Source organism: Paraburkholderia sp. EG286B (assembly GCF_040965655.1).
GTDB lineage: Bacteria > Pseudomonadota > Gammaproteobacteria > Burkholderiales > Burkholderiaceae > Paraburkholderia.
Genome location: NZ_JBFRCF010000014.1, coordinates 28,564 through 46,062 on the forward strand (window position 1 = coordinate 28,564; position 17,499 = coordinate 46,062).

The window sequence follows — 17,499 nt, forward strand, 5'->3', positions numbered from 1 at the left end:
CTTCGCAACGCTTCTTGCGCCGCACGGCGAGGGGGGCGCATGAGCGCGCGCCGTTTTGCTGCGGTGGCATGGCAGCCCGCCACGTTCGCGGTGCCGCCGGGGGAGGCTGGGCGCAGCCCGGACGACGAAGCGCGCGGGGAACCCGGCGGCCATGGAGGCAATGGCGGCGACGGCGGCGCGGGTGGTAAAAGTGCGCCGCCGCCGCGCCGTGGCCCGCGGCTCTGGAAGGCGCTTGCCTGGGCGATCGTCGTGCCGGTGCTGCTGGTCGGGCTCGTCGCCGGCTTGCTCTATGGCGTGCTGACCACCGAGCGCGGCACAGCCTACGCGTGGCGCGCAGCAGTCAGGCTGCTCGACGGCAAGCTCGCGGGCCGGTTCGAAGGCGGCACGCTCGCGAGCGGCGTGCGCTTTTCCAACCTGAGCTGGCGCGGCACGGACGGCACCACGTTCAAGGTCGACCGCATCGGCGGCCAATGGGAGCTGCAGGGCTTCGGCCAGAAGCCGTGGCGCTTCGTGGTGGACTATCTGCACGCCGGCGACATCGAGATGCGCATCGTGCCGTCGCACGAGCCTTCCTCACCGATGAAGCTGCCGGAAAACCTTCAGTTGCCGCTCGGGCTCGAGATCCGCGACCTGCAGGTGGACAAGCTTACGGTGCACGAAGGCACCTCGACCAACGAGTTCTCGCACTTCCAGTTCCACGGACGCAGCGACGGCCGCCATCACGAGGCCGCCATCGAGCGTCTCGACACGCCCTTTGGCGCGGTGAGCGCCGAGGCGAAGCTCGACGGCGTGCGGCCGTTCGCGCTCACGGGCGACCTGGGCTACTCCGGCAAGGTGAACGGCGAAGACGTGCAGGTGAGCGCAAACCTCGCCGGCTCGCTCGAGGCGCTCACGGCCGATGTCGAGGCGAGCGGCATGAAGCTCACCGGCCGCGCGCATGTGGAGGCCACGCCGTTCGCTGCCGTGCCGCTGCAGCGCGTCACGCTCGCGTTCGACCATGTCAATCCGCAGGCGTTTGCGCCGGGCGCGCCGTTCGCCGACCTCGCGGTGCGTGCGCAGTTGCAGCCGGTGCCGGGCGGCGCGGCGGGCGTGCCGGCGGCGCTCGCAGCGGTGGCTTCGGGCGCGGCGGCGGTGTCGGGCGTGACGCCGGCTTCCGTGCCGGCGCCGGTATCGGCGCCGGCGGGCGGGGCGAAGCCCGATGCGGCGGCTGCAGCCTCGGCCGCGGCCGACTCGGCGCGCGCGCGCAGCAACGCGGCGGGCTTCACGGTGGCGGGCGCGGTCTCGATCGTGAACGCGAAGCCGGGCGCCATCGACGAAAAGCTGCTGCCGCTCATCGACGCCCACGCCGACGTGGTGCTCGATGCGAAGACGCAGCGCATCCCCAAGCTCGCCGTGCGTCTCGTGAAAAACGCGACGGTCACCGGCGGCGGCACGATCAGCGGGCGCGACGGCCGTTTCGACCTGAAGGTGGCCGGGCTCGACCTCAACGCGATCCAGTCGAGCGTGCGCGCGACGCAATTCGCGGGGCCAGTCGGCGTGCGGCTGAACGGCGACGTGCAGAGCGTCACGCTCGATCTCGCCGATCCGAGGGCGGCGCTGCGCGTGCAGGGCAAGATCACGCAGGACCCCGCGCGCCTGTCGCTCAACGACGTGCGGCTGACTTCGGGGGCGGGGCGCATCGACCTGTCGGGTGCGCTCAAGCACGACGCCAGCTCCACCTATCAACTCAAGGCAGTGCTGACCAATTTCGATCCGCTGTCGCTCACGTCGCAAACACCGGCGCGCACGGCCGCCAAAACACCTGCGCCGGCCGCCCGGCCGCGGCCCGCGCCCCAGCCCGCCGCCGATGCGTTCAACCCGCAGCGCAATCTCGCGCTCAATCCGGCGCTGAACCCGTCGCTCAACCCCGCACAATCGGGCGAGCAGGCCGCCGAGCAAAAGCGCGTCGAAAACGCGAAAGAGAGCAGCCCGGGCGGGGCGGCCGAGCCCCACGCGAAGCCGCGACCGGCCACGCGTCCCGCAGCCCGGCGCATCGAGGCGCGCGTGAACGGCACGCTCAACGCGAGCGGCACGCTCGCGCCCACCTTCACGACGCGGGCCGAGTTCAAGCTTGGCCCGAGCGTCTACGACGACCTGCCGCTCACGGGTCAGGGCCTCATCCAGCTGGCAGGCTCGCGCATTCTGCCAAGCCGCGCGAACCTCTCGGTCGCGGGCAATACCGTGGATCTGCAAGGCAGCTTCGGCGCGCGGGGCGACCGCCTGCGCTTTCGCGTGGATGCGCCGCAGCTCGACCGGCTCGGCTTTGGTATCGCGGGCCAGCTCGCGGCGAACGGCGACGTGACCGGCACCTTCGCCCATCCCGACGTCTCGCTCGACTACAAGGCCGACCACGTGGTGTTCGGCGATAACCGCATCGGCCATGCCGAAGGCCGGGCGCTCGCGCGCGACGGCGCGAACGGCGCGCTCGCCTTCAGCACCGACGCGAGCGACATCGCCGCGGCGGGCGTCGACATCACGACGCTCACCGCGCGCCTCGACGGCACGCGCGCGAAGCACACGCTCACGGCGAGCGCGAAGGGCAAGGTCCAGGGCCAGCCGATCGACTTCGTGGCGGCGGTCAACGGCGGCCTCCAGGACACGCGCGAAGGCACGCGCTGGAACGGCACGGTGACGCAACTCGAGAACCGCGGCGTGCCCGGCGTGAAGCTGCAGTCGCCGCTGACGGTGAGCGCGGGCCCCGGCAAGGTCACGCTCGGCGCGACGCGCATCACGGGGGAAGGCGCCTCGCTCGAGCTGAAATCGTTCGATCTCGACCATGGCCGCATCCGTTCGGCAGGCACGCTCACCAATGTGTCGCTCGCGCGCATCATGCAGATCCGGCAGCAGTTCACGGGCGTGCCGTCCACGCTCAGGACCGACCTGATCTTCGACGGCGACTGGGACTTCTCCGTGGGCCCGACGGCCGCCGGCTACGTGCAGATCAAGCGCCGCTCGGGCGACATCACGACCGAGGTCGGCCGCGGCTTTGCCTCGCTCGGCGTGGGCGACCTCAACGTGCGCGCGGCCTTCAGCGGCGGCAACCGCCTCACGCTCACGGCGCATGCGCTGGCGAGCCGCGTGGGCATGCTCGACATCGACGCATACACGACGCTCATGCCGCGCGACGGCATCCTCACCGTCGCGGACGAGGCGCCGATCGGCGGCACCATCAAGGCGAACGTGCCTTCGCTCAGGAACACGGGCGGCATGCTCGGCCCGACTTACCTGCTCGACGGCCATCTCGCGCTGCAGCTCGCACTCGGCGGCACGGTCGCGAAGCCGAACCTCACGGGCTCGCTGGTCGGCGACGGCATCTCGGCCACCATGGTCGACCAGGGTGTAGAGCTGAAGGACGGCGTGATCCGCATCGCGCTCTCGCAGAACCTCGTCGACTTCCAGCAGGTGGAGTTCCACGGCGCGACGAGCGGCACGCTGCGCGCGAAGGGCCAGGTGCGGCTCGACAACGCCGAGCCCGATCTCACCGCGAGCATCGTCGCCGACAAGCTCGAGCTTTTCGCTTCGCCCGACCGCAAGCTGTCGCTGTCCGGCAGCGCGAGCATCGCCAACGGCGGGCATCTGGGCGGCATGCAGATCGACGGCAAGTTCACTGTCGACCGCGCGCTGTTCGACATGCCCGAGCTACCCGCACCGTCGCTCGGCGACGACGTCGTGATCGTGCGCCCCGACGGTACGACGGTCGGCGGCAGGCCGCCCATCGAAGAAACGGCGTCGACCAGGCCCGCGCCGCGCTTTGCCCCGCGCGCGAACGTCGACATCGATCTCGGCCACGACTTCCGCTTCCGCGGGCAGGGCGCGGATCTGGGCCTGGCGGGCACGATTACGGTCAACAGCGCGCCGGATGTCCCGCTGCGCGCGGTCGGCAACGTGCGCGTGACCGAAGGCTCCACCTACACGGCGTTCGGCACCAAGCTCAATATCGAGAACGGCTTCTTCACGTTCAACGGGCCGGTGGGCAATCCGGGCATCAACATTCTCGCGATGCGGCGCAACCAGCAGGTCGAGGCGGGCGTGCAGGTTACCGGCACCGTGCAGGCGCCGGCGGTGCGGCTCGTTTCCGAGCCCAACGTGCCCGATAACGAAAAGCTCTCCTGGCTGCTGTTCGGGCACGGCACCGACCAGGGCAACAACCTCGGCCAGCAGAGCGCGATGACGACGGCGCTCGCCCTGCTCGGCAGCGCGCAAGGCAAGCGCATTGCGCAGAGCATCGGCCTCGACGAATTTTCGATCGGGCGCAGCGAGGTGGGCCTGACCGACACCGAGGTCGTCATGATCGCGAAGGCCATCAACCAGCGTCTCGTGATCGGCTACGAACAGGGCCTGCAGTCGGCGTCGAACGCGGTGAAGGCCACGATCAACCTCTCGCGCTACTGGTCGCTGGTGGTGTACGGCGGCACCTTCAACGGCGCCGATATTCTCTATACGCGGCGTTTCGACCGGCTGCGCCGCTAGCGCCTCGAAGAGCCGCGCGCAAACAAAAACGCCCCTCGCAAGGGGCGTTTCTGACGACATCGGCGAGCGGGTTTTACTTGACCCGCATGCCCGGCTTCGCGCCGCTATGCGGTTCGAGAATGTACAGACCCGGTTCGGCCTTCTCGTCGGCGGCAGAAGCCGCGAGCACCATGCCTTCGGACATGCCGAACTTCATCTTGCGCGGCGCGAGGTTCGCAACCATCACCGTGAGCTTGCCCTTGAGGTCTTCCGGCTTGTACGCCGAACGGATGCCCGAGAACACGTTGCGCGTTTTTTCCTCGCCCACGTCGAGCGTGAGTTGCAGCAGCTTGTCCGAGCCTTCGACGATGTTGCAGTCGACGATCAGCGCCACGCGCAGGTCGATCTTCGCGAAGTCGTCGATCGAGATGACTTCCGGCGTTTCATCGGCGGCCGGCTTCTTCGCTTCCCTGGCGGCCTTCGACTTCTTGTTCGCATCCGCGGCCGCGGCGGCGGGCGCATCGGTCGCCTGCAGCGAATCGCGGTTGGCGGCGAGCAGCGCTTCGATCTGCTTCGGATCGACGCGCGTCATCAGGTGCTTGTAAGCGTTGATCGGCTGTTGCGACGAGAGCGCCTTGCCTGCATCGGCCCAGGTCAGCGGCTCGATCGCCAGGAACTGTTCGACACCTTCCGCGAGCGTCGGCAGCACCGGCTTCAAAGCGAGCGAAAGCAGGCGGAACGCTTCGAGGCTCACGCTGCAGGTTTCGTGCAGCGCCACCGGGTTGGCCGGATCCTTGGCCTGCTCCCACGGCTTGGCCGTATCGACGTAACCGTTCACGGCGTCGGCGAGTTCCATCGTCTGGCGCAGCGCGCGGCTGTATTCGCGTGCTTCGTAGTGCGCAGCGATTTGCGCAATCGCGCCGCGCAGTTGCTCGAGCAGCGGATGCTGCATCGCGCTATCTTGCACGCGGCCGTCGAAGCGCTTGATCAGGAAGCCCGCCGCGCGGCTTGCGATGTTGATGTATTTGCCGACGAGGTCGCTGTTCACGCGCGCCTGGAAGTCTTCGAGGTTCAGGTCGAGATCTTCCATCGTGCTGTTGAGCTTCGCGGCGAAGTAGTAGCGCAGCCACTCGGGGTTCAGGCCCGTGGTCACATAGCTTTCCGCCGTGATGAACGTGCCGCGCGACTTCGACATCTTCGCGCCGTCCACGGTCAGAAAGCCGTGCGCGAAGACGTTGGTCGGCGTGCGGTGGCCCGAGAACTGCAGCATGGCCGGCCAGAACAGCGTATGGAAATACAGGATGTCCTTGCCGATGAAATGGTACTGCTCGGTCTTCGAGCCGGCCTTCACCCATGCCTCGAAATCGAGGCCGCGCTGCTCGCACAGGTTCTTGAAGCTCGCGTAATAGCCCACGGGCGCGTCGAGCCACACGTAGAAGTACTTGCCGGGCGCGCCCGGAATCTCGAAGCCGAAGTAGGGTGCGTCGCGCGAGATGTCCCAGTCGGCGAGCTTCGATTCGCCCGATTCGCCCAGCCATTCGCGCATCTTGTTGGTCGCTTCCGGTTGCGCGAGGCCGCTCACCCAGCCGCGCAGGAAGTCTTCGCAGCGCGGGTCCGAGAGCCGGAAGAAGTAGTGCGTCGAGGTCTTGCGGATGGGCGTCGCGCCCGAGACCACCGAGTACGGATTCTTCAGGTCAGTGGGCGCGTAGGTCGAGCCGCACACTTCGCAGCTGTCGCCGTACTGGTCCTTCGCGCCGCACTTCGGGCACTCGCCCTTGATGAAGCGGTCCGGCAGGAACATGTTCTTGACCGGGTCGTAGGCCTGCTCGATGTCGCGCGTCTCGATGAAACCCGCTTCCTTGAGCGCCAGATACACCGACTCGGAGAGCACGCGGTTCTCTTCGGAGTCCGTCGAGTAGTAGTTGTCGAACGACACGCCGAAGCTGTCGAAGTCGCGCTTGTGCTCCTGCCACACGCGCGCGATCAGCTGCTGCGGCGTGAGGCCTTCCTTCTCCGCGCGCAGCATGACGGGCGTGCCGTGCGTGTCGTCGGCACCGACGTAGTAGACCTCGTGGCCATGCATTCGCAGCGCGCGAACCCAGATGTCCGTCTGGATGTACTCGACCAGGTGGCCGATGTGGATCTGGCCGTTGGCGTACGGCAGAGCAGACGTAACGAGAATCTGGCGGCGGCCGCTTGGATTGGCATGCGCGCCGGCTGCTGCGAGGTCGGTGGCGGGTGCTGACATAAGTGAGGGGAAGTCCGATATTGCGGGGGAAAGCGCGATTTTAGCAGGGCGGGCGCAGCGCCGTTCGGCGAGCCGGTGGACGCTCGTATGCGCAATGCCTGGAGGGCGCGCGGGCTGCGCAAGCCGCGGTGATGCTGCGATGCACAAATTGCAGCCAAAAAAAACCGGGGCAAGATTGGCCCCGGAGCAACAACGACAAGAGGAGAATGGTGACGCGGCGGCACTGCCGCACACGTACCGTAAAGACAGACAGCACGCTTTCCCGAGAGTTCGAAAAATTTTTCGATTCTCTTCCAATGCGTTGAAGCGGGGGTCGGATGGCCGTCCAGCAAGGGTTGCGGACGCATCTTCGGGGCGCTCGAAATGCAAACGGGACGGCATGATTGCCGTCCCGCTGATGCGTCGCTGTTTTTGCTGCGCAGTCGCCGGCAACCGCGTTCCCGGCGACTGCGTCGGGCCAGCTTAGCCGCCCTGGTGCTGCGACGTCGCGCGCAGGTACATTTCCACGCGACGGTTAGCAGCGCGGCCCGCTTCGGTGTTGTTGTCGGCGATCGGTTGCGTATCGCCGAGGCCTGAGGCCGACATGCGCTGCATCTGAATGCCGCGCGAAGCGAGGTAGTTCACAACGCTCTGGGCGCGGTTGACCGACAGCGTCTGGTTGTAGGCGGGGGAGCCCGTGTTATCCGTATGGCCGACCACCTGCGCAACGACTTCCGGGTTCTGCTGGAGCGTCTGCGCGACCTGGTCGAGCACCGGCGCGAACGACGGCTTGATCGCGTAGCTGCTGGTGTCGAACGTCACATTGCTCGGGATGTCGAGCTTGAGCGAGCCGTCCGGCTGCTCGGTGATCTTCGTGCCGGTGCCCTTGGTGGCGCCCGTGAGCTTGTTGTGGATGTTCTGCCAGTTGTAGCCGGTGATGCCGCCGACCAGTGCGCCAGCGCCTGCGCCGATTGCCGCGCCCTTGCCGCCGCCGAAGATGGCGCCGATCGCCGCGCCCGTGCCTGCGCCGACACCGGTGCCGACGGCCGTGTTGGTGCCCTGCTGCGTCGCGCAGCCGGCGACGAGCGCGCCGGCCACGGCGAAGACGGACAGGCGAGTCAGAATTCTTGTGTTCATTTGCTTTCCTTTCTTGAGTGGAACAGACGCTGCCCGCGGCGTTCGCGGCCCCGCATGCGAACAGGGTCTTCGAACGGTGCGCGGCGGCAGCTACTACAATGACGCCTTGAGGTTGGCGCCGCCAGGCGAAAAGCCGCTGGGTCGCGGCTTCGAGACCCCCTGGTCGGCACACAAAATCGATGCTGCCGCGAAGCGTGCCCTGCCGGGCAATTTTGCGCAATGCAGCTTAACAATTTCTTTCGATTTCCGGCGCGTAGGCGATCAGTCCTCACTCGGATCGGCGCTAACGCAGACCGGCATTCTCCCCACGGAGTTTCAATGAGCATAGATCGGGCTTTAGTCGACGCCGCGCTCGCGGCCTTGACGGATCCGAACACGGGTCATCCCTACACGGTGGCGAAGGGCGTGCGCAACGTCACCGTCGATGGCGATACGGTCGGCGTCGAGATCGTGCTCGGCTATCCCGCGAAGAGCCAGTTCGACGCGGTGCGCGCGCAGATCGAGGCGGCGCTTGCCGCCGTGCCGGGCGTGAAGGCGAGCCGCGTCGCGGTCAGAAGCGAAATTACCGCGCATACGGTGCAACGCGGCGTGAAGCTGCTGCCCAACGTGAAGAACATCGTCGCCGTGGCCTCGGGCAAGGGCGGCGTGGGCAAGAGCACGACCGCCGTGAATCTCGCGCTCGCGCTCGCCGCCGAAGGCGCTTCGGTCGGCGTGCTCGACGCGGACATCTACGGCCCTTCGCTGCCGATGATGCTCGGCATCGAGGGCCGCCCCGAGTCGCCCGACGGCCAGTCGATGAATCCGCTCGAAGGCCACGGCGTGCAGGCCAACTCGATCGGCTTTCTGATCGAGCAGGACAACCCGATGGTCTGGCGCGGCCCGATGGCCACTTCCGCGCTCGAGCAGCTGCTGCGTCAGACCAACTGGCGCGAGCTCGACTATCTTGTGGTCGACATGCCGCCGGGCACCGGCGACATCCAGCTCACGCTCTCGCAGCGCGTGCCCGTCACGGGCGCCGTGATCGTCACGACGCCGCAGGACATCGCGCTGCTCGACGCGAAGAAGGGCCTCAAGATGTTCGAGAAGGTGGGCATTCCGATTCTCGGCATCGTCGAGAACATGGCCGTGCACATCTGCTCGAACTGCGGCCACGCCGAGCACATTTTCGGCGCGGGCGGCGGCGAGCGCATGGCGAAGGAGTACGGCGTGGAAGTGCTCGGCAGCCTGCCGCTCGACATCGCGATCCGCGAGCAGGCCGATTCGGGCCACCCGACCGTGGTGGCCGCACCCGAGGGGCCGGTGGCGGCCACCTATCGCGCAATCGCGCGCCGCGTGGCGATCCAGATCGCCGAGCGCGCCCGCGACATGACCTCGAAGTTCCCGACCATCGTCGTGCAGAACACTTGAGCGCCGGTGCGGGCCGCGGCGCTCGCGCGGCGCCTCGCGCATGGGGACAGATAGGCGCGCGACGCGCCGCGTGCGCGGTATCATGTGGGCTTCATCGGGTCCGGTATGGCGGCAGCAACGGGGCTGCCGCCGCCCGGCAAGAGGATCGCATGGATAAAGGACACGACAGGCAAGCGGGGAATGCGCAGGTCGTCAGGATGATCGCCCTCGTCACGCTCTGCGGCTGCGCGCTGCTGGCGGGCTGCACGAGCTTCATGGGGCAGCAGGAGAAGCGCGCGGTCGCCCAGTTGCTGCCCACTGTCGGCAGCCAGGTGCGCGGCACGGTTTCGTTCGTCGAACGTTCGGACGGCGTGCAGGTGAGCTACAACCTCGCGGGCCTGCAGCCCGACAGCGATCACGCATTGCAGGTGCACGAGCGCGGCGACTGCAACGCCACCGACGCCTCGAGCGCCGGCGCCGTGTTCGCGCCCGCCGCGGAGCGCCTGAAGCCCGGCGTGCGGGTGGAAGGCGATCTCGGCAATATCCATGCGGATTCGAACGGCGTGGCGTCGGGCTTTATCGTCGCACCCGACGTCTCGCTCGACGGCGTGCGCTCCGTGCTGCAACGCGCGGTGATCGTGCACCGGGACGCCATCGACCCGTACGCGTACCCGCAGCGCGGCACCGGCCCGGCGCTCGCCTGCGGGCTGATCCGCGCCCAGTGAGCGCGGCGTTTGCGCCGGCGCGAAACGCAGTTCCAGGCATGGCGATCCACATCGCGTAAAATAGGCGCCTTTCGCACGCGGCGTGCGCCCGGTGGGCCCGTCCGCATGCTTTCCCGACCCGAATTTCTCGTCAAGTAGCGAACATGGCAATCAAGTCCGACAAGTGGATCCGGCGCATGGCCGAAGAGCAGAAGATGATCGAGCCGTTCGTGCGCGATCAGGTCCGTATGTCGGAAGACGGCCGCAAGATCGTGAGCTACGGTACCTCGAGCTACGGCTACGACATCCGCTGCGCCGACGAATTCAAGATCTTCACGAACATCAACTCGACCATCGTCGATCCGAAGAACTTCGACGAAAAGTCGTTCGTGGACTTCAAGGGCGACGTCTGCATCATCCCGCCCAATTCGTTCGCGCTCGCGCGCACGGTCGAGTATTTCCGCATTCCGCGCAACGTCCTGACCGTATGTCTGGGCAAGTCGACCTATGCGCGCTGCGGGATCATCGTGAACGTCACGCCGTTCGAGCCCGAGTGGGAAGGGTACGTCACGCTGGAATTCTCAAATACGACACCTTTGCCTGCGAAAATCTACGCGAACGAAGGGGTGGCGCAAGTGCTGTTCTTCGAAAGCGACGAGATCTGCGAGGTCTCGTACGCGGATCGCGGCGGCAAGTATCAAGGCCAGCACGGCGTGACCCTGCCGAAGACCTGACGAACCAGACCCTGCCACCGGACACAACGACATACGGGGACCGCTGCGCGTCATATGCAGCGGTCGTTTCTTTTGGAGAATCGCCCATGAAGTTCCGTTTTCCCGTCGTCATCATCGACGAAGACTTTCGCTCCGAGAACATCTCGGGTTCCGGCATCCGCGCGCTGGCCGAAGCCATCGAGAAAGAGGGCGCGGAAGTCCTCGGGCTGACGAGCTACGGCGACCTCACGTCGTTCGCGCAGCAGTCGAGCCGCGCCGCGTGCTTCATCCTCTCGATCGACGACGACGAGCTGCTGCCCTACGTCGAAGGCTCGGACGAGGAAGCGCCCGAGCACGCCCCCGCGATCGTCGCGCTGCGCGCGTTCATGGAAGCGGTGCGCAAGCGCAACTCGGACATCCCGATCTTCCTGTACGGCGAGACGCGCACCTCGCGTCATCTGCCCAACGACATCCTGCGCGAGCTGCACGGCTTCATCCACATGTTCGAGGACACGCCGGAGTTCGTCGCGCGCCACGTGATTCGTGAAGCGCGCGTGTATCTCGACGCACTGGCGCCGCCGTTCTTCAAGGAACTCGTCAAGTACGCCGACGAAGGTTCGTACTCGTGGCACTGCCCGGGTCACTCGGGCGGCGTCGCCTTCCTGAAGAATCCGCTCGGCCAGATGTTCCACCAGTTCTTCGGCGAGAACATGCTGCGCGCCGACGTCTGCAACGCGGTCGAGGAACTCGGCCAGCTGCTCGACCACACCGGCCCGGTCGCGGCCTCGGAGCGCAACGCGGCGCGCATCTTCAGCGCGGACCACGTGTTCTTCGTGACCAACGGCACGTCCACGTCGAACAAGATCGTCTGGCACGCAACGGTCGCCCCCGGCGACATCGTGCTGGTGGACCGCAACTGCCACAAGTCGATCCTGCACGCGATCACGATGACGGGCGCGATTCCCGTGTTCCTCACGCCCACGCGCAACAACTTCGGCATCATCGGCCCGATTCCGCGCGACGAGTTCAAGCCGGAAAACATCCGCAAGAAGATCGAGGCGAATCCGTTCGCCCGTGAGGCGCTCGCGAAGAATCCGAACGTGAAGCCGCGTATTCTCACGATCACGCAGAGCACGTACGACGGCGTGGTCTACAACGTCGAGATGATCAAGGATCTGCTCGGCGACATGCTCGACACGCTGCACTTCGACGAAGCCTGGCTGCCGCACGCCGAATTCCACGAGTTCTACCAGGACATGCACGCGATCGGCGCAGGCCGTCCGCGCACCAAGGCGCTGGTGTTCGCGACGCACTCCACGCACAAGCTGCTCGCCGGCATCTCGCAGGCCTCGCAGATCGTCGTGCAGGACTCGGAAGACAGCGCATTCGACCGCCACCGCTTCAACGAGGCGTATCTGATGCACACGTCGACCTCGCCGCAGTACGCGATCATCGCGTCGTGCGACGTGGCCGCCGCGATGATGGAAGCGCCGGGCGGCCCGGCACTGGTGGAAGAGTCGATCGCCGAAGCGCTCGACTTCCGCCGCGCCATGCGCAAGGTGGACGCCGAATACGGCGACGACTGGTTCTTCCAGGTCTGGGGGCCGGACGAGCTGGCAGAAGAAGGCATCGGTTCGCGCGAAGACTGGATGCTGCGCCCGAACGATCACTGGCACGGCTTCGGCGCGCTGGCGGACGGCTTCAACATGCTGGACCCGATCAAGGCGACCATCGTCACGCCGGGTCTGGACGTGGACGGCGAATTCGGCGAGACCGGCATCCCGGCCGCGATCGTGACGAAGTACCTGGCCGAGCACGGCATCATCGTCGAGAAGACGGGTCTGTACTCGTTCTTCATCATGTTCACGATCGGCATCACGAAGGGCCGCTGGAACTCGATGGTGACCGAGCTCCAGCAGTTCAAGGACGACTACGACAACAACCAGCCGCTGTGGCGCGTGCTGCCCGAGTTCGTCGCGCAGCATCCGATGTACGAGCGCGTGGGCCTGCGCGACCTGTGCCAGCAGATCCACAGCGTCTACCGCGCCAACGACATCGCGCGCCTCACGACCGAGATGTACCTCTCGAGCATGGAGCCGGCGATGAAGCCTTCGGACGCCTTCGCGAAGCTCGCGCACCGCGAGATCGACCGCGTGCCTGTCGACGAACTCGAAGGCCGTGTCACGTCGATCCTGCTCACGCCGTATCCGCCGGGCATTCCGCTGCTGATTCCGGGCGAGCGTTTCAACAGGACGATCGTGAATTATCTGAAGTTCGCGCGCGAGTTCAACGAGCGCTTCCCGGGCTTCCATACCGACATCCACGGGCTCGTGGGCGAGACCATCAACGGCCGCATCGAGTATTTCGTGGATTGCGTGCGCGACTGAACGCGCAAGGGAGGGGAATGTTGGGTGCTTCATCGGCGCGGCTAGCGCGTTACTTTGCGGCGATGGTGTCGGCGCTGTCGGCGATTTCGGCCGCCACGGCGCTGTTCGCCGTGGCGCCGGCGGCCCGCGCCGAGGTCGCGGCCGCCGATCCGATCGACACGGCCATGCGCACCTGTCTCGCGCGCGCGGACCGGTCGTCGACGGCCGGGCAGATCCAGTGCATGGACGACGCGCGCACCGCATGGCGCAAGGCCGCCGACAATGCGCTCACGCAACTGCTCGCGAAGCTGCCGGCCGCGCAGCAAAAGCGCTGGCAGCTGAGCCAGCAGAAGTGGGCGTCCTGGCGCGACGCCGAAGACACCATGCTCGGCGCCGCGTTCGCGACCACGAGCGGCAGCACCTACCAGCTCTACGAGGCGGACATGCGCCTGCAGCCGGTGCGCGAGCGCGCGCTCGCGCTGCGCAACCAGGCGGCGACGTACGACGGCGACGCGCCGAAGGTGCGCGCCTGCAGCGCCGACGCGCGTTGCGAGCACGTGAGCTACGACCTCAATCGCTACTACCGTCAGCTCTATGCGCGCATGCCGAAGCACGCGCGGCCTGCGGTCTCGCGCGCGCAAAGCGACTGGCGCGCGTATCGCGACGCGACCACGCCGCTCATCGACGAGCATGCGCGGCTCGATCTGCTAGGCGGGCGCCTCGCGACCCTGAAGCGCCTCGCCGAAACGGTGAACAACCACTGAGGCTGCGCTTTCAGTCGAGGATGAACTGCTCCGGCGCGCGCGCCGGCAGCGCAGTAGGCTCGCCCATCAGGTCGTGCAACGCGACCTCGATGCCGGCCGACATCAGGTTGAGCGCGAGGTCGTTGTCTTCGGTGCCGAACGGGTCTTCGAGCTGCGAGGCGATCGCCTCGTGGGCCATGAACGCGTAGGCCACGAACACGGCGAAGATCGGCGTCAGACCGCCGATGCTGTCGACGAGGCCGAACGGCAGCATCGCGCAGAAGAAGTACACCGTGCGATGAATCATCACCGTATAGGCGAACGGCAGCGGCGTGGAGACGATGCGCTCGCACCCGCCGATCACATCCGAAATGCCATTGAGATTGTGCTCGAACGCGAGCACCGCGTAGCCGTCGAGGCGGCCTTCGCGCGTCTCGCGCTGGACCCATTCCGAGGCGCACAGCATGAGCGTAGCCGGGCGATAGCGCGACGCCATCACGCGCGCTAACAGCGCGGGCGGCAGGCGGGGTTCGAGATCGGCGCGCGGGTCGGTGTTGCGCAGTTGATGGCGCAGCGCATGCGGCAGCGCAGCGAGCAGACTCATGAGTTCGCGGGCGCGCTCGCGCGTGGCGGCTTCGTCGTCGCTGCGCGGGAGCGTGAGCGCCTGGCGCACCAGCGAGCGCGTTTCGTTGAGCATTTGCCCCCAGAGCTTGCGGCCTTCCCAGTAGCGGTCGTAGCTCGCGCTGTTGCGAAAGCCGAGAAACACCGCGAGCGCAATGCCGATCAGCGAGAACGGCACCGTGCTCAGGTTGACCGTGAGCTTGAGGATGTGATCGTGCGCGGCCACTGCGATGATCGACAGGACCAGCACGATGAACAGGCGCGGCAGAAGTTGCGGCAGCACGGAGCCGCGCCACGCGAGCAGCATGCGGAACCAGTGGAGGTGAGGGCGGACGATCATGGGGCAGGTGGTGGGAGCGAAGACGAAGCCTGACGGAGCAAGTCGTCAGTATGGCGCGGGATCGTAGACCATGGCGCGCGACTGCCGGGCGCACACTTCCGCCATTTTGCTGCGGGTACAGCGCGCTGTCATGTGTGTCCTCGAGCGCCTGGTCGCCTTGTGCGCCGCCCAAAAACAAACCGGGCGCGCGACGTTGTCCGTCGCGCGCCCGGTTAGGCTTTGAGTGCGGGCGTTTTCCGCCCGCCATGCTGCGCTTACTTCAGTGCCGCGCGCGCCGCCGCGATGGCCGCACGCACCTGCTCGGGCGCGGTGCCGCCCGGATGGTTGCGCGCCGAGACCGAGCCTTCGAGCGTCAGCACTGCGAACACGTCTTCGGAGAGCAGGTGCGAGACGGCCGGCAGTTCGCGGCGCATCTCGTCGAGCGTGAGGTCGGCGAGATCGCAGTTGCGGTCCACGCAGATCCGCACCGCGTGCGCCACGGCTTCGTGCGCGTCGCGGAACGGCAGGCCCTTCTTGACGAGGTAGTCGGCCAGATCCGTGGCCGTGGAGAAGCCTTGCAGCGCCGCCGCGCGCATCGCCTGCTCCTTGACCGTGATGCCCGCGACCATTTCCGCGAAGATGCGCAGCGTGTCCGCCACGGTATCGACGGTGTCGAACAGCGGCTCCTTGTCTTCCTGGTTGTCCTTGTTGTAGGCGAGCGGCTGGCCCTTCATGAGCGTGAGGAGCGCCATGAGATGGCCGTTCACGCGGCCGGTCTTGCCGCGCGCGAGTTCCGGGACGTCCGGGTTCTTCTTCTGCGGCATGATCGACGAGCCCGTGCAGAAGCGGTCGGCCAGATCGATGAAGCCCACGCGCGGGCTCATCCACAGCACCAGTTCTTCCGAGAAGCGCGAAACGTGCGTCATCACGAGCGCGGCGGCGGCCGTGAATTCGATGGCGAAGTCGCGATCGGACACGGCATCGAGCGAGTTGGCGCAGATGCCGTCGAAGCCCAGCGTCTTCGCCACGGCGAAGCGGTCTACGGAAAAGCTCGTGCCCGCGAGCGCCGCCGCGCCGAGCGGCAGACGGTTCACGCGCTTGCGGCAGTCCACCATGCGCTCGGCGTCGCGCGTGAACATTTCCACGTAGGCGAGCAGGTGATGGCCGAAGGTGACCGGCTGCGCCACTTGCAGGTGCGTGAAGCCCGGCATGATCGTGCCCGAGTGCTGTTCAGCGAGGTCGAGCAGCGCGCCGCGCAGGTCGCCGAGCAGGCCGCCGATGCGGTCGATCTCGCCGCGCAGCCACAGGCGGATGTCGGTCGCGACCTGGTCGTTGCGCGAGCGGCCCGTGTGCAGGCGCTTGCCCGCGTCGCCGATCAGGGCAGTCAGACGCGCTTCGATGTTCAGGTGCACGTCTTCGAGGTCGAGCAGCCATTCGAATTCGCCGCGCTCGATCTCGTCCTTGATCTTCGCCATGCCGCCCTGGATGGCGGCCAGGTCGTCGGCCGAGATGATCTTCTGCGCGGCCAGCATCGACGCGTGCGCGAGCGAGCCCTCGATATCGACGAGCGCGAGACGCTTGTCGAAGAAGACCGACGACGTGTAGCGCTTGACCAGCTCCGACATGGGTTCGGAGAAGCGAGCCGACCAGGCTTCGCCTTTTTTGTGCAGTTGGGACGTCATGGTGATGGGGCGTGAACGAGCAAGCGGTGAGAAGGCGTGCCGCGCGGCGCATTGCGCTGCATTGCGTCAAGCACGGCGGGAAAGATCACGATTTTAACATTGGCGCTCTGCCGCAACGCCGCCAGGCGGCCCGCGCCACTTAGAGCCGCACCAGCACCACGAGCTTGAGATCTTCGCGGTGCGCGGGCTTGAAGGTGATCTGGTCGTAGGCGATGCGGCCGTGGCGCGGATGGTTGAACTCGCGCCGGCCGCCCTCGCGCTCGAACACGTCCTGCGAGGCCCAGAAGCGCGCGAAGTCGTCGCTCGCGGCGATCAGCGAGTCGATCAGCGCGCGCGTGGGCGCGTCGTTCAGGTGGCGGATGGAGTCGGCGCGGAACTCGGCGGCCAGCCGCCGCGCGCGCGTTTCCCAGTCGACGATCAGCTCGCGCCCGAGCGGCTCGGTGAACGTGAAGCGCAGCAGGTTGCGGTCGTGCTCGCCGTCGAGCCAGCCCGTGAAGAGGTCCGCCGCATGCGCATTCCAGGCGAGCGCGGTCCACTGGCGGTCGAGCACGTAGGCGGGGGCGTCCACGAGTTTCACCGTTTGCAGCAGCGTGGCGGGCGCGTCCGCGGCGGTGGCCGGATCGGGCTCGGCGGGGTCGCGCTGCGCGGCCAGCTCGAACAGATAGGCGCGTTCGGCGCGCGAGAGCCGCAGCGCGACGGCGATGCGCGCGAGCGCGTCCGCCGAGGCCGAAACGGGGCGGCCTTGCTCGATCCACGTGTACCAGGTCGGGCTCACGCCGCACAACTGCGCGACTTCTTCGCGGCGCAGGCCCGGCGTGCGGCGGCGCGGGCCCGGCGGCAGGCCGACCTCCGCCGGCGAAAGACGCTCGCGATGGGCGCGGATGAATTCGCCCAGCGCGCGGGCGGGCGTCGCGTCGAGGGTTTTGCCGGCGGCGGGCGAAGCCGGGGAGGGCGTGTCGAGGCTCATTGGGCGTGGGGCTAGTGGCAGCGATACCAGAATAATCGCTTAACTTGTACTGGTACAAAACGGCCTCTATTGTAGCGTCTGACGCGGCGACGGGCCGCCACGTCAGCCAGCCCGGAGATTGCAGAACCCTCGGCGCGCGGCGCTTG

11 protein-coding genes are annotated in these 17,499 nt (G+C 67.2%); 6 read left to right on the forward strand and 5 right to left on the reverse strand.

The window, feature by feature from the left end; translation table 11 throughout:
- The first annotated feature begins 39 nt into the window (after window positions 1-39).
- Window positions 40-4,509 carry a translocation/assembly module TamB domain-containing protein gene (locus AB4Y42_RS27610; RefSeq protein WP_368695932.1) on the forward strand — a complete coding sequence of 1,490 codons (4,470 nt, stop codon included), beginning with the start codon at window positions 40-42 and terminating at the stop codon, window positions 4,507-4,509.
- A gap of 73 nt (window positions 4,510-4,582) precedes the next feature.
- Here the strand turns inward: AB4Y42_RS27610 and metG are convergent, their stop codons facing one another.
- A complete protein-coding gene (gene metG, locus AB4Y42_RS27615) occupies window positions 4,583-6,736 on the reverse strand; it encodes a methionine--tRNA ligase (protein WP_368695933.1) in 2,154 nt (717 codons plus the stop codon).
- Between the two features lie 462 nt (window positions 6,737-7,198).
- Window positions 7,199-7,852, reverse strand: coding sequence for an OmpA family protein (locus AB4Y42_RS27620; protein WP_368691928.1), 654 nt, complete (start codon window positions 7,850-7,852; stop codon window positions 7,199-7,201).
- A gap of 318 nt (window positions 7,853-8,170) precedes the next feature.
- Between AB4Y42_RS27620 and apbC the strand changes: the two genes are divergently transcribed.
- The 5 genes from apbC to AB4Y42_RS27645 all read left to right on the forward strand — a co-directional run bounded on the left by apbC (window position 8,171) and on the right by AB4Y42_RS27645 (window position 13,785).
- Window positions 8,171-9,259, forward strand: coding sequence for an iron-sulfur cluster carrier protein ApbC (gene apbC, locus AB4Y42_RS27625; protein ID WP_342920926.1), 1,089 nt, complete (start codon window positions 8,171-8,173; stop codon window positions 9,257-9,259).
- Between the two features lie 149 nt (window positions 9,260-9,408).
- Window positions 9,409-9,963, forward strand: coding sequence for a superoxide dismutase family protein (locus AB4Y42_RS27630; protein WP_368691927.1), 555 nt, complete (start codon window positions 9,409-9,411; stop codon window positions 9,961-9,963).
- A gap of 143 nt (window positions 9,964-10,106) precedes the next feature.
- Window positions 10,107-10,676 carry a dCTP deaminase gene (dcd, locus tag AB4Y42_RS27635; protein WP_028207739.1) on the forward strand — a complete coding sequence of 190 codons (570 nt, stop codon included), beginning with the start codon at window positions 10,107-10,109 and terminating at the stop codon, window positions 10,674-10,676.
- A gap of 86 nt (window positions 10,677-10,762) precedes the next feature.
- Entirely contained in the window at window positions 10,763-13,042 is a 2,280-nt protein-coding gene (locus tag AB4Y42_RS27640) for an Orn/Lys/Arg decarboxylase N-terminal domain-containing protein (RefSeq protein WP_368691926.1), read from the forward strand.
- Window positions 13,043-13,104: 62 nt separating this feature from the next.
- On the forward strand, window positions 13,105-13,785 hold the full coding sequence (locus tag AB4Y42_RS27645; RefSeq protein ID WP_368691984.1) for a lysozyme inhibitor LprI family protein: 681 nt from the start codon (window positions 13,105-13,107) through the stop codon (window positions 13,783-13,785).
- Window positions 13,786-13,795: 10 nt separating this feature from the next.
- Here AB4Y42_RS27645 and AB4Y42_RS27650 read toward each other — a convergent pair whose 3' ends face one another.
- From AB4Y42_RS27650 to AB4Y42_RS27660, 3 genes are all read right to left on the reverse strand, one after another.
- Window positions 13,796-14,725, reverse strand: a complete 930-nt coding sequence (locus AB4Y42_RS27650; RefSeq protein ID WP_368695934.1) for a bestrophin family protein — start codon at window positions 14,723-14,725, stop codon at window positions 13,796-13,798.
- A gap of 254 nt (window positions 14,726-14,979) precedes the next feature.
- Window positions 14,980-16,386: an argininosuccinate lyase gene (argH, locus tag AB4Y42_RS27655; protein WP_368691924.1), complete on the reverse strand. Its 1,407-nt coding sequence runs from the start codon at window positions 16,384-16,386 to the stop codon at window positions 14,980-14,982.
- 139 nt (window positions 16,387-16,525) lie between these two features.
- A complete protein-coding gene (locus AB4Y42_RS27660; RefSeq protein ID WP_368691923.1) occupies window positions 16,526-17,353 on the reverse strand; it encodes a helix-turn-helix transcriptional regulator in 828 nt (275 codons plus the stop codon).
- Between the last annotated feature and the right edge of the window lie 146 nt (window positions 17,354-17,499).